The organism is Xylophilus sp. GW821-FHT01B05 (assembly GCA_038961845.1).
Lineage (GTDB): Bacteria > Pseudomonadota > Gammaproteobacteria > Burkholderiales > Burkholderiaceae_C > Xylophilus.
Genome location: CP152408.1, coordinates 2,651,749 through 2,672,083 on the forward strand (window position 1 = coordinate 2,651,749; position 20,335 = coordinate 2,672,083).

Here is a 20,335-nt window from a genome sequence, read left to right on the forward strand (position 1 = left end):
TGATTTCAGCCATTTTTCACATCTCTCTTAGCAGGCTGTATTGCTTAGAGTCTTATAGATCGGGTTAGCAACTGAGCCAATGCAGAAGAATTTCCGATTGCAGCATAAAAAAAAGCGTGATAGAGCTCGGATCTTGTTGCCTTAGAGAAATCCAAGTCGACATTTATAGGTCGCAGGTACTGCTGAAAGAAGCGCCTTATTACCCTTCCATTGCCATTGACGAATGGATGTATCAAATTTAGATCGGCCACGAACGGCGTTAATGTCGCAACGAGTTTTACCCCATCCAGGCCGGCTAAATCAGCCGCGCGTGGAAATGACTCGAAGTAGCTTGTTAAGCAAATATTAATAAAAAATGGGTGGACAAATTTCTGTCCATTTCTCGTTGTGGAATTTTGTCTTACTTCCCCTGCACGAGGGTCCCCTGCGGCAAAGAGATCACGATGCATTTCCATTAGCAAATCACGATAGCTTTTTAAAGCATTAACGGGGGTGGGTTGAATATCTTTCGATGTGAATTTATATTCAAGGTATTTATGGATATTGGTTGTCGATTGATCCAATATCTCAGCACCATCCATGTTTTCATTGAAATAATTTGAATTATTGGGAATTGTGTAGAACGCGACTGGCAATGATGGAAGTGGTTTGAAAGCCTGTCCCGACGTTCTATGGATCTTCCATGCAGTATTTTTTAGCTCTTTTTTTGCATCTGCATCACTTAAAGAGTATCGTCCTCTTTTGGGGTTTAATATGGTTTTATATTTATTTGAATCAATCAGCAAATAGAAATCGGAAATATCTTGCGCCAAATAGAGGCCATGGTTCTCTATGTCAGATATGCTGCACTCCTCCAAGCCCAGCCCGATGCGCTCTGCAATCTCTTCAATTTCACTCAATTGAGGCAAATTGACTCCTATTGAGAATGCCGTCAGTAGATCGCTTTCGCTCACCGAAATGTCAAAATTTTGAGCAGCCATGCCAAGGCAAAATATTGGTGATAGTGCGATATCTGTCGTAGGAAAGAATTTCATGACTTGCCAGATTTCTTTGTGTGATTTGAGCTTGCGCATGTTACTTGCGATTTGTTGCAATTTTATTACGGCATCAACTCGCGGGAATTTATTTTTTGACCTTATTTATAGAAAGCGTACTCACGGCTGAGAGTAGGCTTTGATTTTCTCCTCCGCACTTCTAGCTCAAAATAATTCCTGATAATCGGGGAGCGGGTATTTCACCTTGGCTCGGATGCCGGCCTTGGATTTTTCGAGCTGATTGACCAGCACATCGGGTGCCTTGTCCTTGCTCAGCTTCTTGCGCTTGCCCGCCTTCATGGCGATATGCCAGGTGACGCCGTCCTTGGTATCTGGGCGCTTGCCGATTCCCTGGTAGCCGGCATCCCCGAAGGCATCGGCTTCCTGGCCGGTGCAGCAAGCTGTTCGCTTCGGTAACGTCGCCTACGTGGCCGGAGGTGCCGCGCACGATGTGGATCGGGCCCGAGTCGGCATCTACTCCGATGTGGGCCTTCATGCGGAAGTGCCGCTGGTTGCCCTTCTTGCTCAAATGCATCTCAGGGTCGCGTGCTTTGTCTTTGTTGGGGGCGGGGATGAGCGCGGCGTCTACGGCTGTGTCTTCCTAGAGCAGCAGTCCTTTGCTCTCGAGCAGGGCATTGACCGTGGTCAAGATCTGTTCGGCCAGCTTGTGGCGCTCCAGCCGGTGGCGAAAGCGCAAGATGGTGCTTTCTTTCATCGAACAGGCGACCGTGGGGGTCCAAGCCTGCGAACTCTTGGTACAGGGGGATATCGAAGAGGGCTTCTTCCATGGCCTGGTCCGGCAGGCTGAACCATTGCTGGATGAAGTGCAGCCGCAGCATGGTCTGCCAAGCAAAGGAAGGGCGGCCGGTGCGGCCTTCGCTGTAGTACGGGGCGATGAGATCGACCAGGGCTGACCACAGCACCACCTTGTCCATCTCCTGCAGGAACACCTGCTTGCGCGTCTTCTTGGTGCTCAGGTTCAGGCCGGCTTGTTGCATTGCGATACATATGCATGAAACATGCCATACACATGGGAGGGCTTTGTATGTTGTCCCCGAGCCACTGGTCACCGGAATCGGCCAGCCTTAGACTCCCTCCGCCACTATCCCCCAGCCCCCATGCCCCCCCTACGCCTGATCCGACGACTCCACGTCTGGATTGGCGTGGTCGCCATCTTGCTGGGGGCGCTGCTGCCCTTGCATGGCACTGCCGCCATCAAATCCGGTGGGCACTGGATCGAGGTCTGCACCATGCAGGGCATGCAGGCGGTGCCCAATCCGGATGCGCCTGACCCGGCTGACGCGGGCCGGCATGCAGGGGATTGCCTGTACTGCGCGATGGGGCTGGACTCACCCGGCCTGCCGCCGGCGCCGGTGCTGGCCACGGTGCCAACACCCATTGGCGCCCACGCCTTGCCGCGGCTGTTCTACCAGTCGCCGCATCCGCTGTTTGCCTGGATCACGCCCAGCCCACGGGCGCCTCCTGTCCACGTCTGAGCTTGCGGCGCCCTGGCGCCCATCCTTGTGATCGCGCGTCCATGCTGGGCGCCGCATCACCGCATGTGCAGACGCAGGCCGGCCTTCGATGTATCGACATCGGCCTGCACGCTTTGGACACCGGCATGAAAACCCCGTATCGCTTTCTTCTCGCGGCCCTGGCCGCTTTCCCCGCTACTGGCGCGCTGGCTTGCGCCACCTGCGGTTGCACGCTGAGTGCAGACGCGGCCATGGGCTATTCGTCTGAGCCGGGTTGGCAGTTCAATCTGGACTACAGCTACATCAACCAGAACCAGCTGCGCAGCGGCACGGGCAGGGCGACGGCGCAGCAGTTGGTGAATGCGCCGTCGAACCCGTCGCTGGGCGGTGGCGAGGTAGAGAACCAGACCCGCAACCGCTACCTGACCCTGGGCCTGACCTACCGGCCCGACCCGGACTGGAGCGTGAGCTTTCTGGTGCCCTATGTGGACCGCGGCCACAGCACCTATGGCCAGCAGAGCCAGCCCTACACGCCGGTGACGCCCGACCAGCTCAGCAGCGGCACGGCCTCTGGCCTGGGCGATGTGAAGGTGATGGGTGCCTACCAGGGCTTTCTGGCTACGCGCAATCTGGGGGTGCAGTTTGGCGTGAAGCTGCCTACTGGCAGCTACGGCGGCATGGCGGCCGATGGCTCCATCGTCGGGCACCCGGCCTACTTTGGTAGTGGCGGCAACTCGGCCGGCCAGCCGCTGGATACCAGCCTGCAGACCGGCAACGGCAGTACCGACCTGATCGTGGGCGGCTACTACTACCAGCCGGTGAGCCAGGACTTTGACGCCTTCGTCAACGGGCAATTCCAGGCGGCGGTGGCGCACCGGCTGAACCAGGCGGGTGCGGACTTCAGGCCCGGCAACCAGACGACGGTGAGCTTTGGCCTGCGCTACGAGGCTGACCCGGCGCTGGTGCCGCAACTGCAGGTGAACATCTCGCGCAAGATGGCCGACCAGGGCTACCTGGCCGACACCACCGATACCGCAGGCACCGCCGCCTACCTGAGCCCGGGCGCCACGGTGGCCCTGGGGCAGAACCTGCACGGCTACGCCTTTCTGCAATTACCGGTCTATCGCAAGCTGGATGGCTACCAACTGGCGCCCAAGTGGACCGTCTCGGTCGGCTTGAGTTATTCGCTGTGATGCGCCGCGCGATAGTGGCGGCGGCGGTCGGCCTGCTGCTGGCCGCGCCGGTCTGGGCCAACGATCTGGTGGTGGGCAAGCCGGCGCCGCCGGTGAGCATGACCACGCTCGACGGCCAGCACCTGAGCACGGCTGACCTGCTGGGCAAGGTGGTGCTGGTGACCTTCTGGGCGACCTGGTGCGCGCCGTGCCGGGAAGAGCTGCCGCTGCTGTCGGCCTACGCCAGCGAGCATGCGGCGCAAGGCCTGCAGGTGCTGTCGATCAATCTGGATACGCCAGACCGGCTGAACCAGGTGAGGGCGCTGGCGCAGCAGTTCAGTTTCCCCGTAGGCATGCAGAGCAGCGCCAGCGCGCCGGGCTACGGGCGCATCTGGCGCCTGCCGGTGAGCTTCATCATCGACCGCCAGGGGCGGCTGGTGGACAACGGCTGGGACGACCCGGACCCGGTGCTGACGCGGGAGAAGCTGGATGGCAGCGTGGGGCGTTTGCTGGGGAAGGGGCCGTAGCAGCCGGTATTTTGATGCTACTTAAAGCATAGCGATAAGCCCAGGTTAATCCTTGATTTCAGGCTATTTTGTACCTGAAGTTAAGATAATACGTGGGCATATAGCTATTAATTTAGTAGCTCTCACGCGTGCTCACAGGCAGCGCGGCGCGGGGAAGTCGATCACGCTCTTGATAATTTCGCGCATCTCGCCGATCAGCGGGCGTGAATCGTCGCGGCGCCACTGCACGGTGTATTGCAGCGGCGCCATCTCGCCGCCGCGCCGCAGTATCTGCAGCTTGCCGCGCGCCTGCATGGCCTCGGCCCATTTCTGCGGCATGAAGCTAAAGCCCACGCCTTCGGCCACCATGCCGACCACGGCGCCCCAGCTGTTGCAGGTCAGGCGCCGGCGGATGCTCAGGCGGTGGCGTGCCAGCCACTGGTCAAGAATGCGCGTGCCGCCGGCGCCCACCGGCAGCGAGACCAGCAACTGCTCGCGCAGCAGCTTTTGCGGCACGTCGGTGCCGGCCTGTACGATGAACGCGGCGCTGGCCACCCATTCGAAGTGCGCCTGCGCCACCCACTCCGATGCCAGGTTGCTGCGGGACGAGGGCCCGGCGATGACCACGCAATCGAGCTCGCCGTCCTCGATGCGCTGCTCCAGCACCTGCCCGATGTCAACGTGCGGCTCCAACTGCAGGTCGGGATGCAGCTCGGCCACCTTCTGCACCAGCTGCGGCAGCCAGGTCAGCCCGCTCAACTCTCCCAGCCCGACCCGGCAGCGGCCCTGCAGGCCCTGGCTGTGGCCGGCCGAGCGCTGCAGATCGGTGGCCACGCGCAGCAACTCGCGGATGCGCGGCAGCATCTGCTCGCCCTGCGGTGTCAGCGCCGCGCTGCGCCCGCTGCGATCAAACAGCGCAATGCCCAGCGAGGCCTCCAGCTCCGACACCCGCTTGGACAGCGAGGACACCGACAGGTGCACGCGCTCGGCCGCCACCGAGAAGTTGAGGCAGGTCGCAGCCCAGTAGAACGCTTCGAGTTGCTTGAGGGTCATGAAGGTACGGCGCCCATCATTTCGAAAAAAGAGAAATTTTAGGTTCTATTTTTTTCGCTTTTTTTGGTTGTCGCCCGTTGCTACATTGCGCCCAAACCACACGGTCGCACAGGCCGACAGAGACAAAATCGCCATGGCTCCAGCCCAAGCCCTCGCCAGATCGCCTGCATTGCCGCTGCCGCGCAATTGCCGCAATGTTCTGTCGCTGGACGACTTCGAGCGCCTGGCGCGCCGGCACCTGCCGCGCCCCATCCATGCCTATATCAGTGGCGCGGTAGAAGACAACGCCTCGCTGGCAGACAACCGCCGCGCCTTTGCCGAACTGGCGTTCCGCCCGCGCGTGCTGGCCGGCGTGGCGCAGCGGCGGCTGGATTTCGAACTGTTCGGGCAGCGGTACAGCGCGCCCTTTGGCGTGGCGCCCATGGGCATTGCCGCGCTATCGGCCTACCGTGGCGACATCGTGCTGGCGCAGGCGGCGCAGCAGGCGGGGGTGCCGGCGATCCTGAGCGGCTCATCATTGATCCGGCTCGAAGACGTGATGGCGGCCGCGCCGCAGACCTGGTTCCAGGCCTATCTGCCGGGTGACCTGGCACAGATCACCGGGCTGCTGGACCGTGCCGCAGCCGCGGGCGTGCAGACACTGGTGATCACGGTCGACACGCCGGTCGCGGCCAACCGCGAGAACAACGTGCGCGCCGGCTTCTCGACACCGCTGCGCCCCAGCCTGGGCCTGGCCTGGCAGGGCGCCACGCACCCGCGCTGGCTGCTTGGCACCTTTTTGAAAACCCTGCTGCGGCACGGCATGCCGCATTTCGAGAACGGCTACGCCACGCGCGGCGCGCCCATCCTGTCGCCCAACGTGCTGCGTGATTTCTCTGACCGCGCGCACCTCGACTGGTCGCACCTTGCCGCCATCCGCCGCCACTGGCGCGGCAAGCTGGTCGTCAAGGGCATCCTGGCCGAGGAAGACGCGGTGCTGGCGCGCCGCCACGGCGCGGACGGGATCATCGTCTCCAACCACGGCGGGCGGCAGCTGGATGGCGCCGTGGCGCCGCTGCGGGTGCTGCCGGCCATCGTGCGCGCGGTGCCGGGCCTGCCGGTAATGCTCGACAGCGGCGTGCGGCGCGGCACCGACGTGGTCAAGGCGCTTGCGCTGGGCGCGCGCTGCGTGTTCGTGGGCCGGCCCTTCAACTACGCGGCGGCTGTGGCATCGACCGCCGGCGTGGCCCATGCCATCGCGCTGCTGCGCGCCGAGGTCTCGCGCGACATGGCCATGCTGGGCATCACGCGCCTTGCAGACATCGGCCCCGCCTGTCTGCGGGCAGGGCCGGGCTGGGAGCCTCTTTCCACCACCACTCTTGCAGAGACACATCCATGAGCGATACACCCGGCTTTCGCATCCACCCGCGGCCAGCAACTGCCATCAGCGACGCCTTGCTGGAGCGCTACCGTGGCTTTCCGGTGGCCAACGTGAGCGACGCCATGAGCCGCACCACCGGCACCAGCCAGTTGAAGCCCTACCACCGCCGCTCTGGCGTGCTGGTGGGGCGCGCGCTCACGGTGCGCACGCGCCCGGGCGACAACCTGATGGTGCACAAGGCCATCGACATTGCCGGGCCGGGCGACGTCATCGTGGTCGATGCCGGCGGCGTCGGCCCCAACGCCATCATTGGCGAGATCATGCTGGCGCTGACCATTGCGCGCGGCGCGGCGGGCTTTGTCATCGACGGGCTGATCCGCGACAGCGACACCATTGGCCAGCACACGCTGCCGGTCTATGCGCGCGGCGTGGCGCACCGCGGCCCGTACAAGGACGGCCCGGGCGAGCTGCACGTGCCGGTCTGCATAGACGGCATGGTGGTGCAGCCCGGCGACCTGGTGCTGGGCGACGGCGACGGCCTGCTGGTGGTGACGCCGGCCGAGGCCGAAGACATCGCCAACCGCGTGGAAGCGGTGCAGCGCAGCGAGGCTGCCGTGCTGCAGTCCATCGCCGAAGGGCGGGCTGACCGCAGTTGGGTGGACCGCGTGCTGCGCGAGAAGGGCGTGCTGTGAACCGCGACAACCTGCCGGCGGCCGCAGCCCGGCGCGTGCTGCGCTTCGACCATTGGCTGGACCCGGCCTTCGACCGCATCGTGACGCAGGCGCCCGGCTTCAGCCTGAGCATCTGCGCCATGGAAGGCGCCGACGAGGCCGCGCTGGCCGCGTTGGCCCAGGCCCAGGTCTATCACATCAGCGCCGCCAAGGACGAGCTGCCGCGCCGCTGGCTCGCCGATGCCGCGCTGCTGGCACGCAACCCTGGGCTGCTGGCGATTTCTTCGGGTGGCTCGGGCTGCGACACCATCGACATCGAGGCCTGCACGCGGGCCGGCGTGGCGGTGATGAACCAGGCCGGCGGCAACGCCGACTCGGTGGCCGAGATGACCCTGGGCCTGATGCTGTCGGTGCTGCGCCGCATTGCCGAATCCGACCGCCTGCTGCGCACACGGAGCGACTTCAGCCGTGAAGACCTGATGGGCCACGAGTTGCGCGGCCGCACGCTGGGCCTGGTCGGCGTGGGCGAGGCCGGGCGCCGCGTGGCGGCGCTGGCGCGCGCCTTCGGCATGCGGGTGCTGGGCTACGACCCGGCGCTGGACGCCGCCACCATGGCCGCGCGCGGCGCCGAGGCGGTGGGCTTTGATGAACTGCTGCAGCGCGCCGAAGTGGTGTCGCTGCACTGCCCGCGCAACCCGCAAACCATGGGCCTGATGGGCGCGGCGGCCTTCGCCGCGATGCGGCCGGGCACGGTCTTTGTCAGCACGGCGCGCGGCGGCATCCACGACGAGGCCGCGCTGGAAGCAGCGCTGGCGCGCGGCCACCTGGCCGGTGCCGGGCTGGACGTGTGGGCGCAAGAGCCGCCGCCGCTAGACCACCCGCTGCTGGCGCGCCACAACGTGGTGGCCACCTTCCACACGGCCGGCGTGACGCACGAGGCGCGCCGCAACAACGCCGAGCTGGCCGCGACGCAGATCGTGGCCCTGCTGACCGACGGGCAGCGGCCGGCGCGGCTGGTCAACCCCGAGGTCTGGCCGCGTGCGGCTGAGCGCATTGCGGCGGAGCTGGGTTTGGCGCCCGTTTTCTGATCGATAAGAGCCCTTCGACAAGCTCAGGGCGAACGGTTCTACCTTCTTCTTTTTTGCAACCACAAAGCGGCCCACCGAGGCCGCCACGGAGACAAGCATGCACAGCAACCGACACTCCCGCCGCCGGACACTCGCGCGCCTGGCCCTTGCCTGCACCGCCATTGCCCTGGCCGCACCTGCGCTGGCGCAGGGCGATGCGCCTTACCCGGTACGGCCGATCGAGATGATCGTGGCCTATGCGCCGGGCGGCGGCACCGACCTGGTCGCCCGCCTGCTGGCGCGCCACCTGGAGAAGCAGCTGGGCGCCAGCGTGGTGGTGGTGAACCGGCCCGGCGCCGGTGGCGGCATCGGCTTTGCCGAGCTGGCGCGCGCCGTGCCTGACGGCTACACCATCGGCTTCATCAACACGCCCAACCTGCTCACCATTCCCATCGAGCGCAAGAGCAGTTTCAGCTGGCGCAGCTACGACCTGCTGGGCAACCTGGTGGACGACCCGGGCGGCTTCACCGTGCACAACAGCAGCAACATCACGTCGCTGACGGCACTGGCCGCGCTGGCCAAGGCGCAGCCAGGCGCGGTGACGGTCGGCACCACCGGCACCGGCTCGGACGACCACCTGGCCATGCTGCTGTTCGAGAAGGCCTCCGGCACCAAGCTTAGCCACATCCCCTACAAGGGCGCGGGCGAGGTGCGTGCCGCCATCGCCGGCCAGCAGATCGTGGTCGGCGCCATCAACGTCGGTGAGGCCTTGCAATACCAGAAGGGCGGCACGCCGATTCGCCTGCTGGGCCAGATGAGCGCGGCGCGCACCACGCTGGCGCCGCAGGCGCCCACCTTCAAGGAGCAGGGCTTTGACATAGAGCTGGCGTCGCTGCGCGGCCTGGCCGCGCCCAAAGGCCTGCCCGAGGGCGTACGCAAGAAGCTGGTGGAGGCCGTCGCGCGTGCGGCCGCCGATCCGCAGTTCCAGCAACAGGCCGAGGCCACCTTCGCGCCGCTGCGCTACCTGGCGCCCACCGCCTACGCGGCCGAACTGCAGCGCGGCGAAGCCGGCTTTCGCCAGCTCTGGCAAGAAATGCCATGGCAAGAAAGCAAACCCTGAATAAGGAGCCATCACCATGTTTTTCACCACACCCCATAGCCGCCGCGCAGTTCTGGCACTGGCCCTCGTCGCCGTCTGCGGTGGGCCCGCCATGGCCCAATCGCCGGTGGCTTCGACGCCCATCACCCTGGTCGTCGGCTGGCCGGCCGGCGGGCCGTCTGACAACGTGGCGCGGACGATTGCCGTGCGCATGTCCGAGGCGCTGGGCCAGCCCATCGTGATCGACAACCGCGCCGGCGCCGGCGGCAACATCGGCTCTGACCTGGTCGCGCGGGCCAAGCCTGACGGCAACACCATCATGCTGGCCACGGTGGCATCGCACGGGCTCAACTCGGTGCTCTACGCCAAGCTCAACTACGACCCGATGAAGGACTTTGCGCCCATCGGCATGATCACCACATCGCCCAGCGTGCTGCTGGTGCCAGTGGATTCACCGATCCGCTCGGTGCGCCAGCTCGTCGATGCGGCGCGCGCGCAACCGGGCAAGCTCAACTACGCCTCTGGCGGTGTTGGCTCCAGCCAGCATCTGGCGGGCGCCAGCTTCAGGAAGCTGGCCGGCGTGGACATTGCCCACATCCCCTACAAAGGCACGGCGCCGGCCATGACCGACCTGATGGCCAACCGGGTCGACCTGATATTGACGACAGGCGCCATGTCTTTCATCCGCTCGGGCAAGCTGCGGCCACTGGCCGTGGCCGCGCACCAGCGCCTGCCCGCGCTGCCCGACGTGCCCACCTTCGACGAGGCCGGCCTGAAGGGCTTCTACACCGACTCCTGGTACGGCCTGGTCGCCCCCGCGGGTACGCCACGGCCCATTCTTGAGAAGTACAACGCGGCCCTGGCGGCGGCGTTGCGCAACCCTGAACTACAGAAGCAGTTCATGGAGCAGGGCTCAAGCGCGGTCAAGCCCATGGGCGTCGACGAGTTCTGGAGCTTCGTGCAGCAGCAACTGCCGCTGGCGGCAGAGCAGGTGAGGGCGTCGGGGGCCAAGGCTGAGTGAAGGCTTAGAACCATCCCTTTCAAGGTCTTGTGATCTGTTTTGCGGTTCTGGTTTTTTGCTGACGGCGGGAGCCGGGACTCGCCCCGGCGGGCGACCTACTTGTTCTTTGCTTCGCCAAAGAAAAGTAGGCAAAAGAAAGGCGAGCCGGAGTCAGGGGCCCTGCGGGCTTCCCTGCGCTGCTCGCGCCGGGCGGGGTATCGCCCAAACTCGCCTGCGGCTCAGACAAGGGCGATCCCTGATCCGCCCGTCGCTGCGCTGCTCGGCCCTGCCAACGGCGTGGGACAGCCTGAACATCCAACAGCCGGCCCCCACCCCAACCCTCCCCCAGCGGGGGAGGGAGTAATGCAGAGACAAAGGCCGAGCGCAGCGATGGCCCGTTTGGCAGTTCCGGGTCCCCTCGGGATGCGCCGAGGAGCGCAGCGGCAGGCGGATAAGGGATCGCTCCTGTCTGAGCAAAGCGAGTTTGAGCGAGACCCCGCCTGACGCGAGTACCGCAGGTTGCCCCGCAGCGAAGCGTAGGGGACGCAGCACGTGGGGTCGCCTTCTCTTTGGTGACTTTCTCTTGGCGACGCAAGAGAAAGTTACTCGCCCGCCGGGGCGAACTCCCGGCACCCGCCGCCTGCAAGGCAAGGAGCGCCGAGATATCTCAAAGACCTTGAAAGGGATGGTTCTTAGATCCATCCCAGCGCCCCCAGCAGCCCGCCGGCCGCCAGCACCCACAGCAGGTGGATGCGCGTGCGCCACACCACCACGGCAGACACCAGCGCGGTGGCCCAGATGGTCCAGGGCGCGCTGGTGGCCGCGCCGCCGCTCACCAGCACCCAGCCGGTGGCCACCAGCAGGCCGACCACGATCGGCCCCATGCCCTGCTTGAAGGCGCGTACGCCGCGGCGGTGGCGGTTGCGCTGGCCCCAGCGGGCGGCGGTATAGGTGAGAAGGCCGCTGGGCAGCAGGATGCCGACCATGGTCAGCAGCACGCCCACGGCGCCCAATGCATAGGCGCGCAGCCCGCCGGCTGGGCCGCCACCGGCGTTCAGGCCCACGTTCCAGCCCAGCAGCGCCACAAACAGCACATTGGGCCCGGGCGCGGCCTGGGCGATGGCGATGGAGGCGTTGAACTGCGGGTCGGTCAGCCAGGCATGCTTGCCGACCAGGTAGCGGTGCATGTCGGGCACGGTGCTGATGGCGCCGCTCACCGACACCATGGACAGCGCCATGAACTGCACGAACAGGCCAAGCCAGTCGCCCGCGCTGAGCGTGCCGCCCATCATGGCTTGAGCTTTCGCCAGGTCAGCACGCAGGACAGCCCGCCCACGCACAACAGCACCCCGACCAGCGGCCAGCGCAGCAGCGCGATCATGCAGAAGCAGCTGCCACCAAGCGCCGCGCACAGCGGCACGCCCAATGGGTGGTGGCGCAGTGCCGGCATCAGCTTCAGCCCGGTGGCCACGATCAGCCCTGCCGCCACCGCCGCCATGCCGCGCAGCGCACCGGCCACGGCCGGGTGGCCCTGGTAGTGGCCATAGAACACGGCGAGCGTCAGCACCACGCACATCGGCACCGTGATCAGCCCCAGCACCGCCACGACGGCGCCGCGCCAGCCAAAGAAACGGTCGCCCAGGATCAGGCCCATGTTGACCACGTTGGGCCCGGGCATGATCTGCGCGACCGACCATTCCTCTAAAAATTCCTCGCGGCTCATCCAGCGGCGGCGCTCGACCACCTCGCGCTGCACCACCACCAGCACGCCGCCAAAACCCTGCAGCGCCAACAGGGTGAAGGCAATGAACAGCGCACGCAGGGATTCCGGCCCGGGCAGCAGCCCGTGCGGGTGCGGCGATGTGGGGGCGGGTGGCGCCGAAGCGGCGGGAGAGGGCGGCGGCGCGGGCATGGCGGCGATTATCTCCAGCGGCCCGCACGGTAGCTGGCGGATACTCGCGGCGCCGGAAAAAACGATTCACTCCCTCATGCAAAACCTAGACGACACCTCCCTTGCCGCCCGCCTGCAGCACCGCCTTGACCAAAAGACCAAGCCGCTGGGCGCCTTGGGCCGGCTTGAAGCATTGGCTTTGCAGATCGGCTGCATCCTGGGCACCGACAGCCCGGCCCTGGTGGCGCCGCAGATGCTGGTGTGCGCGGCAGACCACGGCCTGGCCGCGCGCGGCGTGTCGGCCTACCCGAGCGACGTGACCTGGCAGATGGTGGAGAACTTTCTTGCCGGCGGTGCTGCGGTCAGCGTGCTGGCGCGTCAGCACGGACTGGCGCTGACGGTGGTGGATTGCGGCGTGCGGCATGACTTTGCGCCGCGCGCCGGCTTGGTGGTGCGCAAGATCGCGCCCGGCACGGCGGATGCCTCTGCCGGCCCGGCCATGATGGCCGAGCAGCGCGACACGGCCATCGCCAACGGCCGCGAGCTGCTGCGCGCGCTGCCCGGCAATGCGCTGCTGCTGGGCGAGATGGGCATTGGCAACACCTCGGCCGCCTCGCTGCTGCTGGCGCGGCTGGCCGGCCTGCCGATTGCCGACTGCACCGGCAGCGGCACCGGCCTGGACGCGGCCGGCCTGGCGCGCAAGGTGGCGGTGCTGGAAGAGGTGCTGGCCCTGCACGCGGGCGCCACCGCGCCGCTCGACGCACTGGCAGCCTTTGGCGGCTTTGAGATCGCCACCCTGGTTGGCGCCGTGCTGCAGGCGGCCGAGGAGCGGCGCGTGATCGTGGTCGATGGCTTCATCACCAGCGCAGCCGTGCTGGTGGCGGCGCGGCTGCAGCCGCTGGTGCTGCAGCGCTGCGTGTTTGCGCACCGCTCGGGCGAGCGCGGCCATGCCGCCATGCTGGCCCAACTGGGCGCCGAGCCGCTGCTGGACCTGGGCCTGCGCCTGGGCGAGGGATCGGGCGCGGCGCTGGCCTGGCCGCTGCTGGTGTCGGCCTGCGCGGTGCTGGCGGAGATGGCCAGTTTTGAGAGCGCGGGCGTGTCGGAGCGCAGCTGAGCCTGCTTTATTGCTATTTAATAGATAGCTAATAGCCAAGGTGGGGCCTGGGCTGCAGGCACTTTTCTTCTAAAAGCGACAGTGGGCTGCGGCGCAGCGGGGACAATCCCCGCCATGTCTCTTTCCCGCTACCGGGCCGAATGGCTCGCTCCCTCTGTCCCGCGCGAGCTGATGGCCGGCGCCGTCGCCACCTTCGCGCTGATCCCTGAAGTCATTGCCTTTGCCTTTGTCGCCGGGGTGGACCCGGCCGTGGGGCTGTTTGCCTCTTTTGTGATCGGCATCGTGATTGCGTTCTTTGGCGGCCGGCCGGCGATGATCTCGGCCGCTGCCGGCTCGGTGGCGCTGGTGGCCGCGCCGCTGGTGCAGGCGCATGGCCTGCGCTATCTGCTGGCGGCCGGCCTGCTGGCGGGCTTGGTGCAGATCGTGTTTGGGCTGCTGCGGCTGGGCGTGCTGATGCGCTTTGTCAGCAGCTCGGTGCGCACCGGTTTCGTCAATGCGCTGGCGGTGCTGATCTTTGCCGCGCAACTGCCGCACCTGGCGGGCGCAAACGGCGCCACCTGGGCCATGCTGGCGCTGGGCCTGGCCATCATCTACGGGCTGCCGCGCCTGACCCGGGCCGTGCCTTCGCCGCTGGTCTGCATCGTGGTGCTGACGCTGCTGTCGTCCTGGCTGGGCCTGCCGCTCAAGACCGTGGCCGACCTGGGCCACCTGCCTGAGACCTTGCCGATCTTCAGTTGGCCCGGCGTGCCGCTGGTGTGGGACACGCTGCGCATCATCGCGCTGCCGGCACTGGCCATTGCCATGGTCGGCCTGCTCGAATCCATGATGACCGCCAGCGTGGTGGACGAGCTGACCGACACCCCCAGCAACAAGAACCGCGAATGCACCGGCCTGGGCCTGGCGAACATGGCGGCCAGCCTGTTTGGCGGCATTGCCGGCTGCGGAATGATCGGCCAGACCGTGGGCAACGTGAAGTACGGCGGGCGCGGGCGCCTGTCCACGCTGTTTGCCGGCGTCTTCTTGCTGGTGCTGATGGTGCTGCTCAAGCCCTGGGTATCGCAGGTGCCGGTGGTGGCGCTGGTCGCCATCATGGTGATGGTGTCGGCCTCTACCTTCGATTGGGGCTCGCTGCGCGCGGTGCTGCGGCACCCGCGCACCTCCAGCGTGGTGGTGCTGGGCACGGTGGCGGTCACGCTGGCCACGCACAACCTGGCGGCAGGCGTGGCCGTGGGCGTGCTGCTGTCGGGTGTGTTCTTTACCTTCAAGGTGGCGCGGCTGCTGCAGGTGCGGGCCGAGGATGCTGGCGGCGTGCGCACCTACCGCGTGGCGGGCCAGGTGTTCTTTGCCTCGGCCGACATGTTTGTCGATGCCTTCGACCCGCGCGAGGTGCCGGGCAAAACCGTGCGGCTGGACCTGACCCAGGCGCACTTCTGGGACGTGACTGCGGTAGCGGCTTTTGAGAAAGTGCTGCAGCGCCTGCGCCACCACGGGCTGGCGGTGGAGGTGCTGGGGCTCAATGCCGCCAGCGCTACGCTGATCGACCGGCTGGGCTCGGCGGCGTAGTCAGCGGCGCTTCTTGTAGGCCGTGGCCGCAAAGACCTGGCCCGGATGGCCTGCTCATGGCCTTGCCTCCTGCCGCGCGCTGGAGGCCAGCGCCTCCGGGTTCACGATGTTCTGCGGCCGCCCAGCGGCAAAGGCATTGATGTTGTCGAAGGCCGTGCCGAAGTAGCGCTCGTAGTTATCGCGCTCCACATAGCCGATGTGCGGCGTGCACAGCGCATTGGGCAGGCCGACCAGCGCATGGCCCTGCGCGGGCTCGTGTTCGTACACGTCCACCGCGGCAAAGCCGGGGCGGCCGGCGCTGAGCGCGGCGGCCAGCGCACCGTCGGCCACCAGCTCGGCGCGGCTGGTGTTGACCAGTACCGCAGCGGGGCGCATCAGCGCCAGATCGGCGGCGGTGACCAGGCCACGGGTCTCGGCATTCAGGCGCACGTGCAGGCTGAGCACGTCGCTTTCAGCGAAGAAGGCCGTGCGCGATGGCGCCACCTCAAAGCCGTCGGCCCGCGCATCAGCGGTGGAGGCCGCTCGGCCCCACACCCACACCTGCATGCCGAAGGCGCGGCCATAGGCCGCTACCTGCCGGCCAATGCGGCCGTAGCTCCAGACGCCCAGGCGCTGGCCTTGCAACTGCTGGCCCAGGTGGCCCTGCCACTGGCCCGCGCGCAGGCGGTTGGCTTCGTCCACCAAGTGTCGGCGGCTGGCCAGCAGCAGGCCCCAGGTCAGCTCGGCCGTGGCGGCGCCGGAGCCGCGGCCGTCGGCCACCGCCACGCCCCGCGCGGTGCAGGCGGCCAGGTCCACATGGCCGGCCAGCTTGCCGGTCTGGCTGATCAGGCGCAGCCGCGGCAGGCGCTGCAGCAGTGCGCTGGTGATGGCGGTGCGCTCGCGGGTCAGCACCACGGCGTCGAAGCCGCGCAGGCGCTCGGCCAGCGCGTCGGTGTCGTGCAGCGTGTCATGGAACACAGTGACCTCGTGGCCGGCCAGCTTGCCGAAGCAGGCAAGGCTGCGCACGCAGTCCTGGTAGTCGTCGGGTATGGCGATGCGCATGCGCTGCTCCTTCATTCGAGCCGGATGCCGAGCTGGTCCACGGTCTGCTTCCATTGCGCCAGATCGCTGCGTATCAATTGCTGGAATTCTGCGGGCGGCATGCCGCCGGGCTCTATGCCCTGCATGCGGAAGGTGTCGCGCACCTCAGGCGTTGCCAGTGCGGCCTTGACCTCGGTGTAGAGCCGCTGCACCACCGGCTCGGGCGTACCGGCGCGCACCAGCAGGCCGTACCAGGCGTGGATGTCATAGCCGGGGTAGCCCTGTTCGGCGATGGTCGGCACCTGCGGCAAGCCCGGGAAGCGCCGCGCCGGCGCCACTGCCAGCGCGCGCAGCTTGCCGGCCTGTATCTGTGACAGCGCCGAGCTCATGTCCAGGAACATGTACTGGATCTGCCCACCCAACAGGTCCTGCACGGCAGGGCCGGCGCCACGGTAGGGCACGTGCGTGGCGCGGATGCCGGCGCGCTCGGCAAACATCGCCCCGGCCAGGTGGGCCGAGGTGCCATTGCCGGAGGAGCCATAGGCCAGGCTACCCGGCTTGCCCTTGGCCATCGCCACCAGCGCCTGCAGGTCCTTGGCCGGGAAGTCCGGCCGCACCACCAGTGCATGCGGAATGAAGCCAACCACCGTGACCGCGCTGAAGTCGCGCAGCGTATCGAAAGGGTAGTTGGGCATCAGTGCCGGATTGGTCACGGCAAGGATGGACGGGAACGCCAGCGTATAGCCGTCCGCGGGCTGCTTGGCGACTTCCCCCAGGGCGATCACGCCGCCGCCGCCGGGCTTGTTGTCGACGATGACCGGCTGGCCCAGCGTCTGGCCCAGGCTGCGGCTGATGGCGCGGGCCATCAGGTCGGTCGGGCCACCAGGGGCGAAGGGCACGACGATGCGGATCGACCGGGACGGAAAAGCCGCAGGCTGCGCAGCCACGGGATGCCAACTGCCCGCTGCCGGCAACAGCGCGGCGGTGGCCCACTGCAGGGCCTGGCGCCGGGACGGCGGGGCGGGCGCGCACCCGTCGGGATGGGGGCTTGAATGCATGGTTTTGTCTCCAGGGTTTTGTGGCCCGGCATGGCTTGGCCTACTGGCGGGGGCCAGTGGCGGGCATCGATTTGTGCTTTCAGCTTATGCGAGATATTGCGCGCTGTCGCCACGCCATTTCCACACAGTGGAAATGAAACCCAGGAGCGGCGCGGTGGCCTGGGCGCCGGGCGTCGTTCAGCCGCGTTTCTTGCGGCGTTGCGGCGCTGCCGGAGCGCTCTGGCCCCAGGCGCAGACCAGGTCCACCAGGGCCTGCGCATAAGAGGGCAGGGCGGCGCGGTCGCGTACCAGCAGGTAGCGCTCGCGCACGCACCAGGCGTCGGTCAACGGCACCAGCGCCAGTTGCATCGCCTGCTGGTTGCGCAGCGCGGCCGACTCAGGCACCACGCCCACGCCGACACCGCTGCCGATCATGCGGCACATGGCGTCGAAGCTGCCCAGCTGCACGCGCAGCTTGAGCGGCCGGCCCAGGCGCTCCACCACCTGGTGCAAAAAAGCCTGCAAGGTGCTGCCCTGCACCATGCCCACGGCGTCTTCGTCCAGCGTGTCGGCAAAGGCGATGCTGCTGCGCTGCGCCAGCGGGTGCTTGCGTGCCGTGACCAGCACCAGCCGGTCGGTGCTGAAGTGGATGGACTGCAGGCCCTGGGTATCGGTTTCACCGGCGACGATGCCGATATCCGCCTGGCCGCTGCGCACGCCCTGCGGTATCAGTGCGTTCGGTTTTTCAAGAAGGTCGATGTTGACGCGCGGGTGCGCCGCCAAAAAACCCGGCAGCAGGCCGGGCAGGATGTCGCTCACCGCCGTGGTGTTGGCCTGCACCCGCAGGTGGCCTTGCAGGCCGGCGCTGTACTCGCGCAGGTCGTCGCGCAGTTGGTGCGTTTGCTGCAGCAGCAGGCGTGCGTGGTGCAGAAAGGCCTCGCCCGCAGGTGTCAGGCGCACGCCGCGTGCCAGGCGCTGGAACAGGGGCAGGCCGGCTTGTTCTTCCAGCGCCTTGATGCGCGCGCTGGCGGCGGCCAGCGACAGGTGCTGCAGCGCGGCGGCGCGGGTCAGGTTGCCTTCTTCTGCGGTGCGCAGAAAAAGCCGCAAGTCGGTCAGGTCGAAATGCATGGCGGGGTGAGACTTCGGCATAACCGAAGGCTTTCTTGCAAATAGGCAGATTGTGCCCGGGCGCTTTCAGCGCCAAAGTGGGCCCATCCATGAGCACACCACTGACACCCCAAGACTTGGCCCATCTGCAATCCTGGCAGGGCCGCAGCGAGAGCGAACACGACAGCATCACCGCCGCCCCGGTGCGCGCGCTGTCGGCCACGCTGGACCGCGACGACGTCGCACCCACGGCCGGCACACCACTGCCGCCGCTGTGGCACTGGCTGTACTTTCTGCCGCAACACCGCCAGTCTGAACTGGGCCCCGACGGCCATGCGCAGCGCGGCGGCTTTTTGCCACCGGTGCCGCTGCCGCGCCGCATGTGGGCCGGCGGCCGCTTGGCTTGGGAGCCGGGCAACACGCTGCAGGTGGGCGATGCGGCCGAGCGCCGCTCCACCATTGCCTCGGTCGCGCACAAGGCCGGCCGCAGCGGCGAGCTGGTGTTTGTGCTGGTGCGCCACGCCCTCCACAACGCGCGCGGCCTGGCGCTGACAGAAGAGCACGACATCGTCTACCGCGCCGCGCCTGCACCGGGCGATGCGGCGCCCGTGCCCACGCCCGCCCCGCAAGACGCCGCCTTCAGCCGCCGCATCGTGCCGGACGCAACCCTGCTGTTTCGCTATTCCGCGCTGACCTTCAACGGCCACCGCATCCACTACGACCGCAGCTACGTGACCGAGGTCGAAGGCTACCCGGGCTTGATCGTGCACGGCCCGCTGATCGCCACGTTGTTGATCGATCTGCTGCGCCGCGAGATGCCTGGTGCAACCGTGGCGCGCTTTGAGTTCCGCGCCGTGCGCCCAACCTTCGACACCGCGCCCTTCCGCGTGCACGGCCGGCCCGACGCTGATGGCCGCACCGTGCACCTGTGGGCCGAAGACGCCGACGGCTGGCTGACCATGCAGGCCACCGCCACCCTCGGCTAAATCGATGAAGACCCAGATCCCCACCCCCGACGCCTACCAGGACATGCGCGAGGCGCTGCGTGCGCTGTGCGGCAGCTTTGACTCCGCCTATTGGCAGCAGATCGACCATGCGCGCGGCTACCCCGAGGCCTTCGTCAAGGCGCTGACCGAAGCCGGCTGGCTGGCCGCGCTGATCCCGGCCGAGTACGGCGGCTCTGGCCTGGGCCTGGCCGAGGCCTCGGTCATCATGGAAGAGATCAACCTCTCTGGCGGCAACGCCGGCTCGTGCCACGGCCAGATGTACAACATGGGCACGCTGCTGCGCCATGGCAGCGCGGCGCAGAAGCAGCAGTACCTGCCCAGGATCGCGACTGGCGAGCTGCGCCTGCAGACCATGGCCGTGACCGAGCCCAGCACCGGCACCGACACCACCCAGCTCAAGACCACGGCCGTGAGGCAAGGCGACCGCTATGTGGTCAATGGCCAGAAGGTGTGGATATCGCGCATCCAGCACTCGGACCTGATGATTCTGTTGGCGCGCACCACGCCGCTGGCGCAGGTCAAGAAAAAGTCCGAGGGCATGTCGATCTTCATCGTCGACCTGAAGGCCGCCATCGGCCATGGCATGACGGTGCGGCCCATCCAGAACATGGTCAACCACGAGACCAATGAAGTCTTCTTCGACAAGCTCGAGATCCCGGCAGAGAACCTGATTGGCGAAGAGGGCCAGGGCTTCAAGTACATCCTCGATGGGCTCAACGCCGAGCGCACGTTGATCGCGGCCGAATGCATAGGCGACGCCTACTGGTTCATCGACCGCGCGCGGCGCTATGCGGGCGAGCGCCAGGTGTTTGGCCGCGCCATCGGGCAGAACCAGGGCATTCAGTTCCCTATTGCCGCCGACTACATCGAGACGGAGGCCGCCAACCTCATGCGCTTCAAGGCCTGCGCGCTGTTCGACGCCGGCCAGCCCTGCGGCGCCGAGGCCAACATGGCCAAGTACCTGGCCGCCAAGGCCAGCTGGGAGGCCGCCAACAACTGCCTGCAGACCCACGGCGGCTTTGGCTTTGCCTGCGAATACGACGTGGAGCGCAAGTTCCGCGAAACCCGGCTCTACCAGGTGGCGCCGATCTCCACCAACCTGATCTATTCCTACGTGGCCGAGCACCTGCTGGGCCTACCCAGATCGTTCTGAGGCTGC

Annotated in this window: 19 protein-coding genes and 1 pseudogene; 12 read left to right on the forward strand and 8 right to left on the reverse strand. The window is 66.7% G+C overall.

The genetic code is table 11. The features are described 5' to 3' along the window. Positions 1 to 44: 44 nt before the first annotated feature. Together AAFF27_12335 and AAFF27_12340 are read right to left on the reverse strand one after the other, a co-directional pair. Positions 45 to 1,073, reverse strand: a complete 1,029-nt coding sequence (locus AAFF27_12335; protein XAH25925.1) for a Fic family protein — start codon at positions 1,071 to 1,073, stop codon at positions 45 to 47. A 153-nt stretch (positions 1,074 to 1,226) separates the two neighbouring features. Continuing rightward, positions 1,227 to 2,032: pseudogene (locus tag AAFF27_12340) on the reverse strand (IS5 family transposase). A gap of 120 nt (positions 2,033 to 2,152) precedes the next feature. Here AAFF27_12340 and AAFF27_12345 point away from each other — a divergent pair. From AAFF27_12345 to AAFF27_12355, 3 genes are all read left to right on the forward strand, one after another. Then, complete coding sequence (locus AAFF27_12345) at positions 2,153 to 2,530, forward strand: DUF2946 domain-containing protein (protein XAH25926.1); 378 nt, start codon at positions 2,153 to 2,155, stop codon at positions 2,528 to 2,530. A gap of 125 nt (positions 2,531 to 2,655) precedes the next feature. Next, positions 2,656 to 3,702 (forward strand): transporter, encoded by a 1,047-nt coding sequence (locus tag AAFF27_12350; GenBank protein XAH26226.1) that lies wholly within the window; start codon positions 2,656 to 2,658, stop codon positions 3,700 to 3,702. Next, positions 3,702 to 4,208, forward strand: a complete 507-nt coding sequence (locus AAFF27_12355) for a TlpA disulfide reductase family protein (GenBank protein ID XAH25927.1) — start codon at positions 3,702 to 3,704, stop codon at positions 4,206 to 4,208. The genes AAFF27_12350 and AAFF27_12355 overlap by 1 nt, the downstream gene beginning before the upstream one ends. Positions 4,209 to 4,340: 132 nt before the next feature. Here the strand turns inward: AAFF27_12355 and AAFF27_12360 are convergent, their stop codons facing one another. Continuing rightward, on the reverse strand, positions 4,341 to 5,240 hold the full coding sequence (locus AAFF27_12360) for a LysR family transcriptional regulator (GenBank protein ID XAH25928.1): 900 nt from the start codon (positions 5,238 to 5,240) through the stop codon (positions 4,341 to 4,343). A gap of 133 nt (positions 5,241 to 5,373) precedes the next feature. On the opposite strand from AAFF27_12360, the gene AAFF27_12365 reads away from it, so the two are divergent. From AAFF27_12365 to AAFF27_12385, 5 genes are all read left to right on the forward strand, one after another. After that, the gene (locus AAFF27_12365; protein ID XAH25929.1) at positions 5,374 to 6,618 is read left to right on the forward strand and encodes an alpha-hydroxy acid oxidase; all 1,245 of its coding nucleotides are present in this window, start codon (positions 5,374 to 5,376) and stop codon (positions 6,616 to 6,618) included. Next, positions 6,615 to 7,292, forward strand: a complete 678-nt coding sequence (locus AAFF27_12370) for an RraA family protein (GenBank protein XAH25930.1) — start codon at positions 6,615 to 6,617, stop codon at positions 7,290 to 7,292. Before AAFF27_12365 ends, AAFF27_12370 begins: the two co-directional genes overlap by 4 nt. Further along, positions 7,289 to 8,359, forward strand: a complete 1,071-nt coding sequence (locus tag AAFF27_12375; protein ID XAH25931.1) for a hydroxyacid dehydrogenase — start codon at positions 7,289 to 7,291, stop codon at positions 8,357 to 8,359. The genes AAFF27_12370 and AAFF27_12375 overlap by 4 nt, the downstream gene beginning before the upstream one ends. Before the next feature lie 97 nt (positions 8,360 to 8,456). After that, positions 8,457 to 9,458, forward strand: coding sequence for a tripartite tricarboxylate transporter substrate binding protein (locus AAFF27_12380; protein XAH25932.1), 1,002 nt, complete (start codon positions 8,457 to 8,459; stop codon positions 9,456 to 9,458). 16 nt (positions 9,459 to 9,474) lie between these two features. After that, positions 9,475 to 10,458: a tripartite tricarboxylate transporter substrate binding protein gene (locus tag AAFF27_12385; protein ID XAH25933.1), complete on the forward strand. Its 984-nt coding sequence runs from the start codon at positions 9,475 to 9,477 to the stop codon at positions 10,456 to 10,458. A gap of 671 nt (positions 10,459 to 11,129) precedes the next feature. Here the strand turns inward: AAFF27_12385 and AAFF27_12390 are convergent. Together AAFF27_12390 and AAFF27_12395 are read right to left on the reverse strand one after the other, a co-directional pair. Continuing rightward, entirely contained in the window at positions 11,130 to 11,729 is a 600-nt protein-coding gene (locus AAFF27_12390; protein XAH25934.1) for a chromate transporter, read from the reverse strand. After that, entirely contained in the window at positions 11,726 to 12,349 is a 624-nt protein-coding gene (locus AAFF27_12395) for a chromate transporter (GenBank protein ID XAH25935.1), read from the reverse strand. Before AAFF27_12395 ends, AAFF27_12390 begins: the two co-directional genes overlap by 4 nt. Positions 12,350 to 12,425: 76 nt before the next feature. On the opposite strand from AAFF27_12395, the gene cobT reads away from it, so the two are divergent. After that, entirely contained in the window at positions 12,426 to 13,442 is a 1,017-nt protein-coding gene (gene cobT / locus AAFF27_12400) for a nicotinate-nucleotide--dimethylbenzimidazole phosphoribosyltransferase (protein ID XAH25936.1), read from the forward strand. Positions 13,443 to 13,556: 114 nt separating this feature from the next. Next, the gene (locus AAFF27_12405; protein ID XAH25937.1) at positions 13,557 to 15,005 is read left to right on the forward strand and encodes a SulP family inorganic anion transporter; all 1,449 of its coding nucleotides are present in this window, start codon (positions 13,557 to 13,559) and stop codon (positions 15,003 to 15,005) included. A 54-nt stretch (positions 15,006 to 15,059) separates the two neighbouring features. Here the strand turns inward: AAFF27_12405 and AAFF27_12410 are convergent, their stop codons facing one another. From AAFF27_12410 to AAFF27_12420, 3 genes are all read right to left on the reverse strand, one after another. Further along, the gene (locus AAFF27_12410) at positions 15,060 to 16,046 is read right to left on the reverse strand and encodes a D-2-hydroxyacid dehydrogenase family protein (protein XAH25938.1); all 987 of its coding nucleotides are present in this window, start codon (positions 16,044 to 16,046) and stop codon (positions 15,060 to 15,062) included. Positions 16,047 to 16,057: 11 nt separating this feature from the next. After that, positions 16,058 to 17,083, reverse strand: coding sequence for a tripartite tricarboxylate transporter substrate binding protein (locus AAFF27_12415; protein ID XAH25939.1), 1,026 nt, complete (start codon positions 17,081 to 17,083; stop codon positions 16,058 to 16,060). Positions 17,084 to 17,260: 177 nt separating this feature from the next. Further along, positions 17,261 to 18,190: a LysR substrate-binding domain-containing protein gene (locus AAFF27_12420; protein ID XAH26227.1), complete on the reverse strand. Its 930-nt coding sequence runs from the start codon at positions 18,188 to 18,190 to the stop codon at positions 17,261 to 17,263. An 89-nt stretch (positions 18,191 to 18,279) separates the two neighbouring features. Here AAFF27_12420 and AAFF27_12425 point away from each other — a divergent pair, with 89 nt between their 5' ends. Further along, on the forward strand, positions 18,280 to 19,155 hold the full coding sequence (locus AAFF27_12425; protein ID XAH25940.1) for a MaoC family dehydratase N-terminal domain-containing protein: 876 nt from the start codon (positions 18,280 to 18,282) through the stop codon (positions 19,153 to 19,155). Positions 19,156 to 19,159: 4 nt separating this feature from the next. Then, entirely contained in the window at positions 19,160 to 20,329 is a 1,170-nt protein-coding gene (locus AAFF27_12430) for an acyl-CoA dehydrogenase family protein (protein ID XAH25941.1), read from the forward strand. Positions 20,330 to 20,335: the final 6 nt, after the last annotated feature.

What these genes read in the sequence shown, in the direction of transcription:
- AAFF27_12335 (XAH25925.1), bottom strand. Translation starts at nt 1,073, where the DNA reads ATGCGCAAGCTCAAATCACACAAAGAAATCTGGCAAGTCATGAAATTC.
- AAFF27_12420 (XAH26227.1), bottom strand. Translation starts at nt 18,190, where the DNA reads ATGCATTTCGACCTGACCGACTTGCGGCTTTTTCTGCGCACCGCAGAA.
- AAFF27_12370 (XAH25930.1), top strand. Translation starts at nt 6,615, where the DNA reads ATGAGCGATACACCCGGCTTTCGCATCCACCCGCGGCCAGCAACTGCC.
- AAFF27_12410 (XAH25938.1), bottom strand. Translation starts at nt 16,046, where the DNA reads ATGCGCATCGCCATACCCGACGACTACCAGGACTGCGTGCGCAGCCTT.
- AAFF27_12415 (XAH25939.1), bottom strand. Translation starts at nt 17,083, where the DNA reads ATGCATTCAAGCCCCCATCCCGACGGGTGCGCGCCCGCCCCGCCGTCC.
- AAFF27_12380 (XAH25932.1), top strand. Translation starts at nt 8,457, where the DNA reads ATGCACAGCAACCGACACTCCCGCCGCCGGACACTCGCGCGCCTGGCC.
- AAFF27_12365 (XAH25929.1), top strand. Translation starts at nt 5,374, where the DNA reads ATGGCTCCAGCCCAAGCCCTCGCCAGATCGCCTGCATTGCCGCTGCCG.
- AAFF27_12385 (XAH25933.1), top strand. Translation starts at nt 9,475, where the DNA reads ATGTTTTTCACCACACCCCATAGCCGCCGCGCAGTTCTGGCACTGGCC.
- AAFF27_12350 (XAH26226.1), top strand. Translation starts at nt 2,656, where the DNA reads ATGAAAACCCCGTATCGCTTTCTTCTCGCGGCCCTGGCCGCTTTCCCC.
- AAFF27_12355 (XAH25927.1), top strand. Translation starts at nt 3,702, where the DNA reads ATGCGCCGCGCGATAGTGGCGGCGGCGGTCGGCCTGCTGCTGGCCGCG.
- AAFF27_12345 (XAH25926.1), top strand. Translation starts at nt 2,153, where the DNA reads ATGCCCCCCCTACGCCTGATCCGACGACTCCACGTCTGGATTGGCGTG.
- AAFF27_12390 (XAH25934.1), bottom strand. Translation starts at nt 11,729, where the DNA reads ATGATGGGCGGCACGCTCAGCGCGGGCGACTGGCTTGGCCTGTTCGTG.
- AAFF27_12425 (XAH25940.1), top strand. Translation starts at nt 18,280, where the DNA reads ATGAGCACACCACTGACACCCCAAGACTTGGCCCATCTGCAATCCTGG.
- AAFF27_12405 (XAH25937.1), top strand. Translation starts at nt 13,557, where the DNA reads ATGTCTCTTTCCCGCTACCGGGCCGAATGGCTCGCTCCCTCTGTCCCG.
- AAFF27_12360 (XAH25928.1), bottom strand. Translation starts at nt 5,240, where the DNA reads ATGACCCTCAAGCAACTCGAAGCGTTCTACTGGGCTGCGACCTGCCTC.
- AAFF27_12430 (XAH25941.1), top strand. Translation starts at nt 19,160, where the DNA reads ATGAAGACCCAGATCCCCACCCCCGACGCCTACCAGGACATGCGCGAG.
- cobT (XAH25936.1), top strand. Translation starts at nt 12,426, where the DNA reads ATGCAAAACCTAGACGACACCTCCCTTGCCGCCCGCCTGCAGCACCGC.
- AAFF27_12395 (XAH25935.1), bottom strand. Translation starts at nt 12,349, where the DNA reads ATGCCCGCGCCGCCGCCCTCTCCCGCCGCTTCGGCGCCACCCGCCCCC.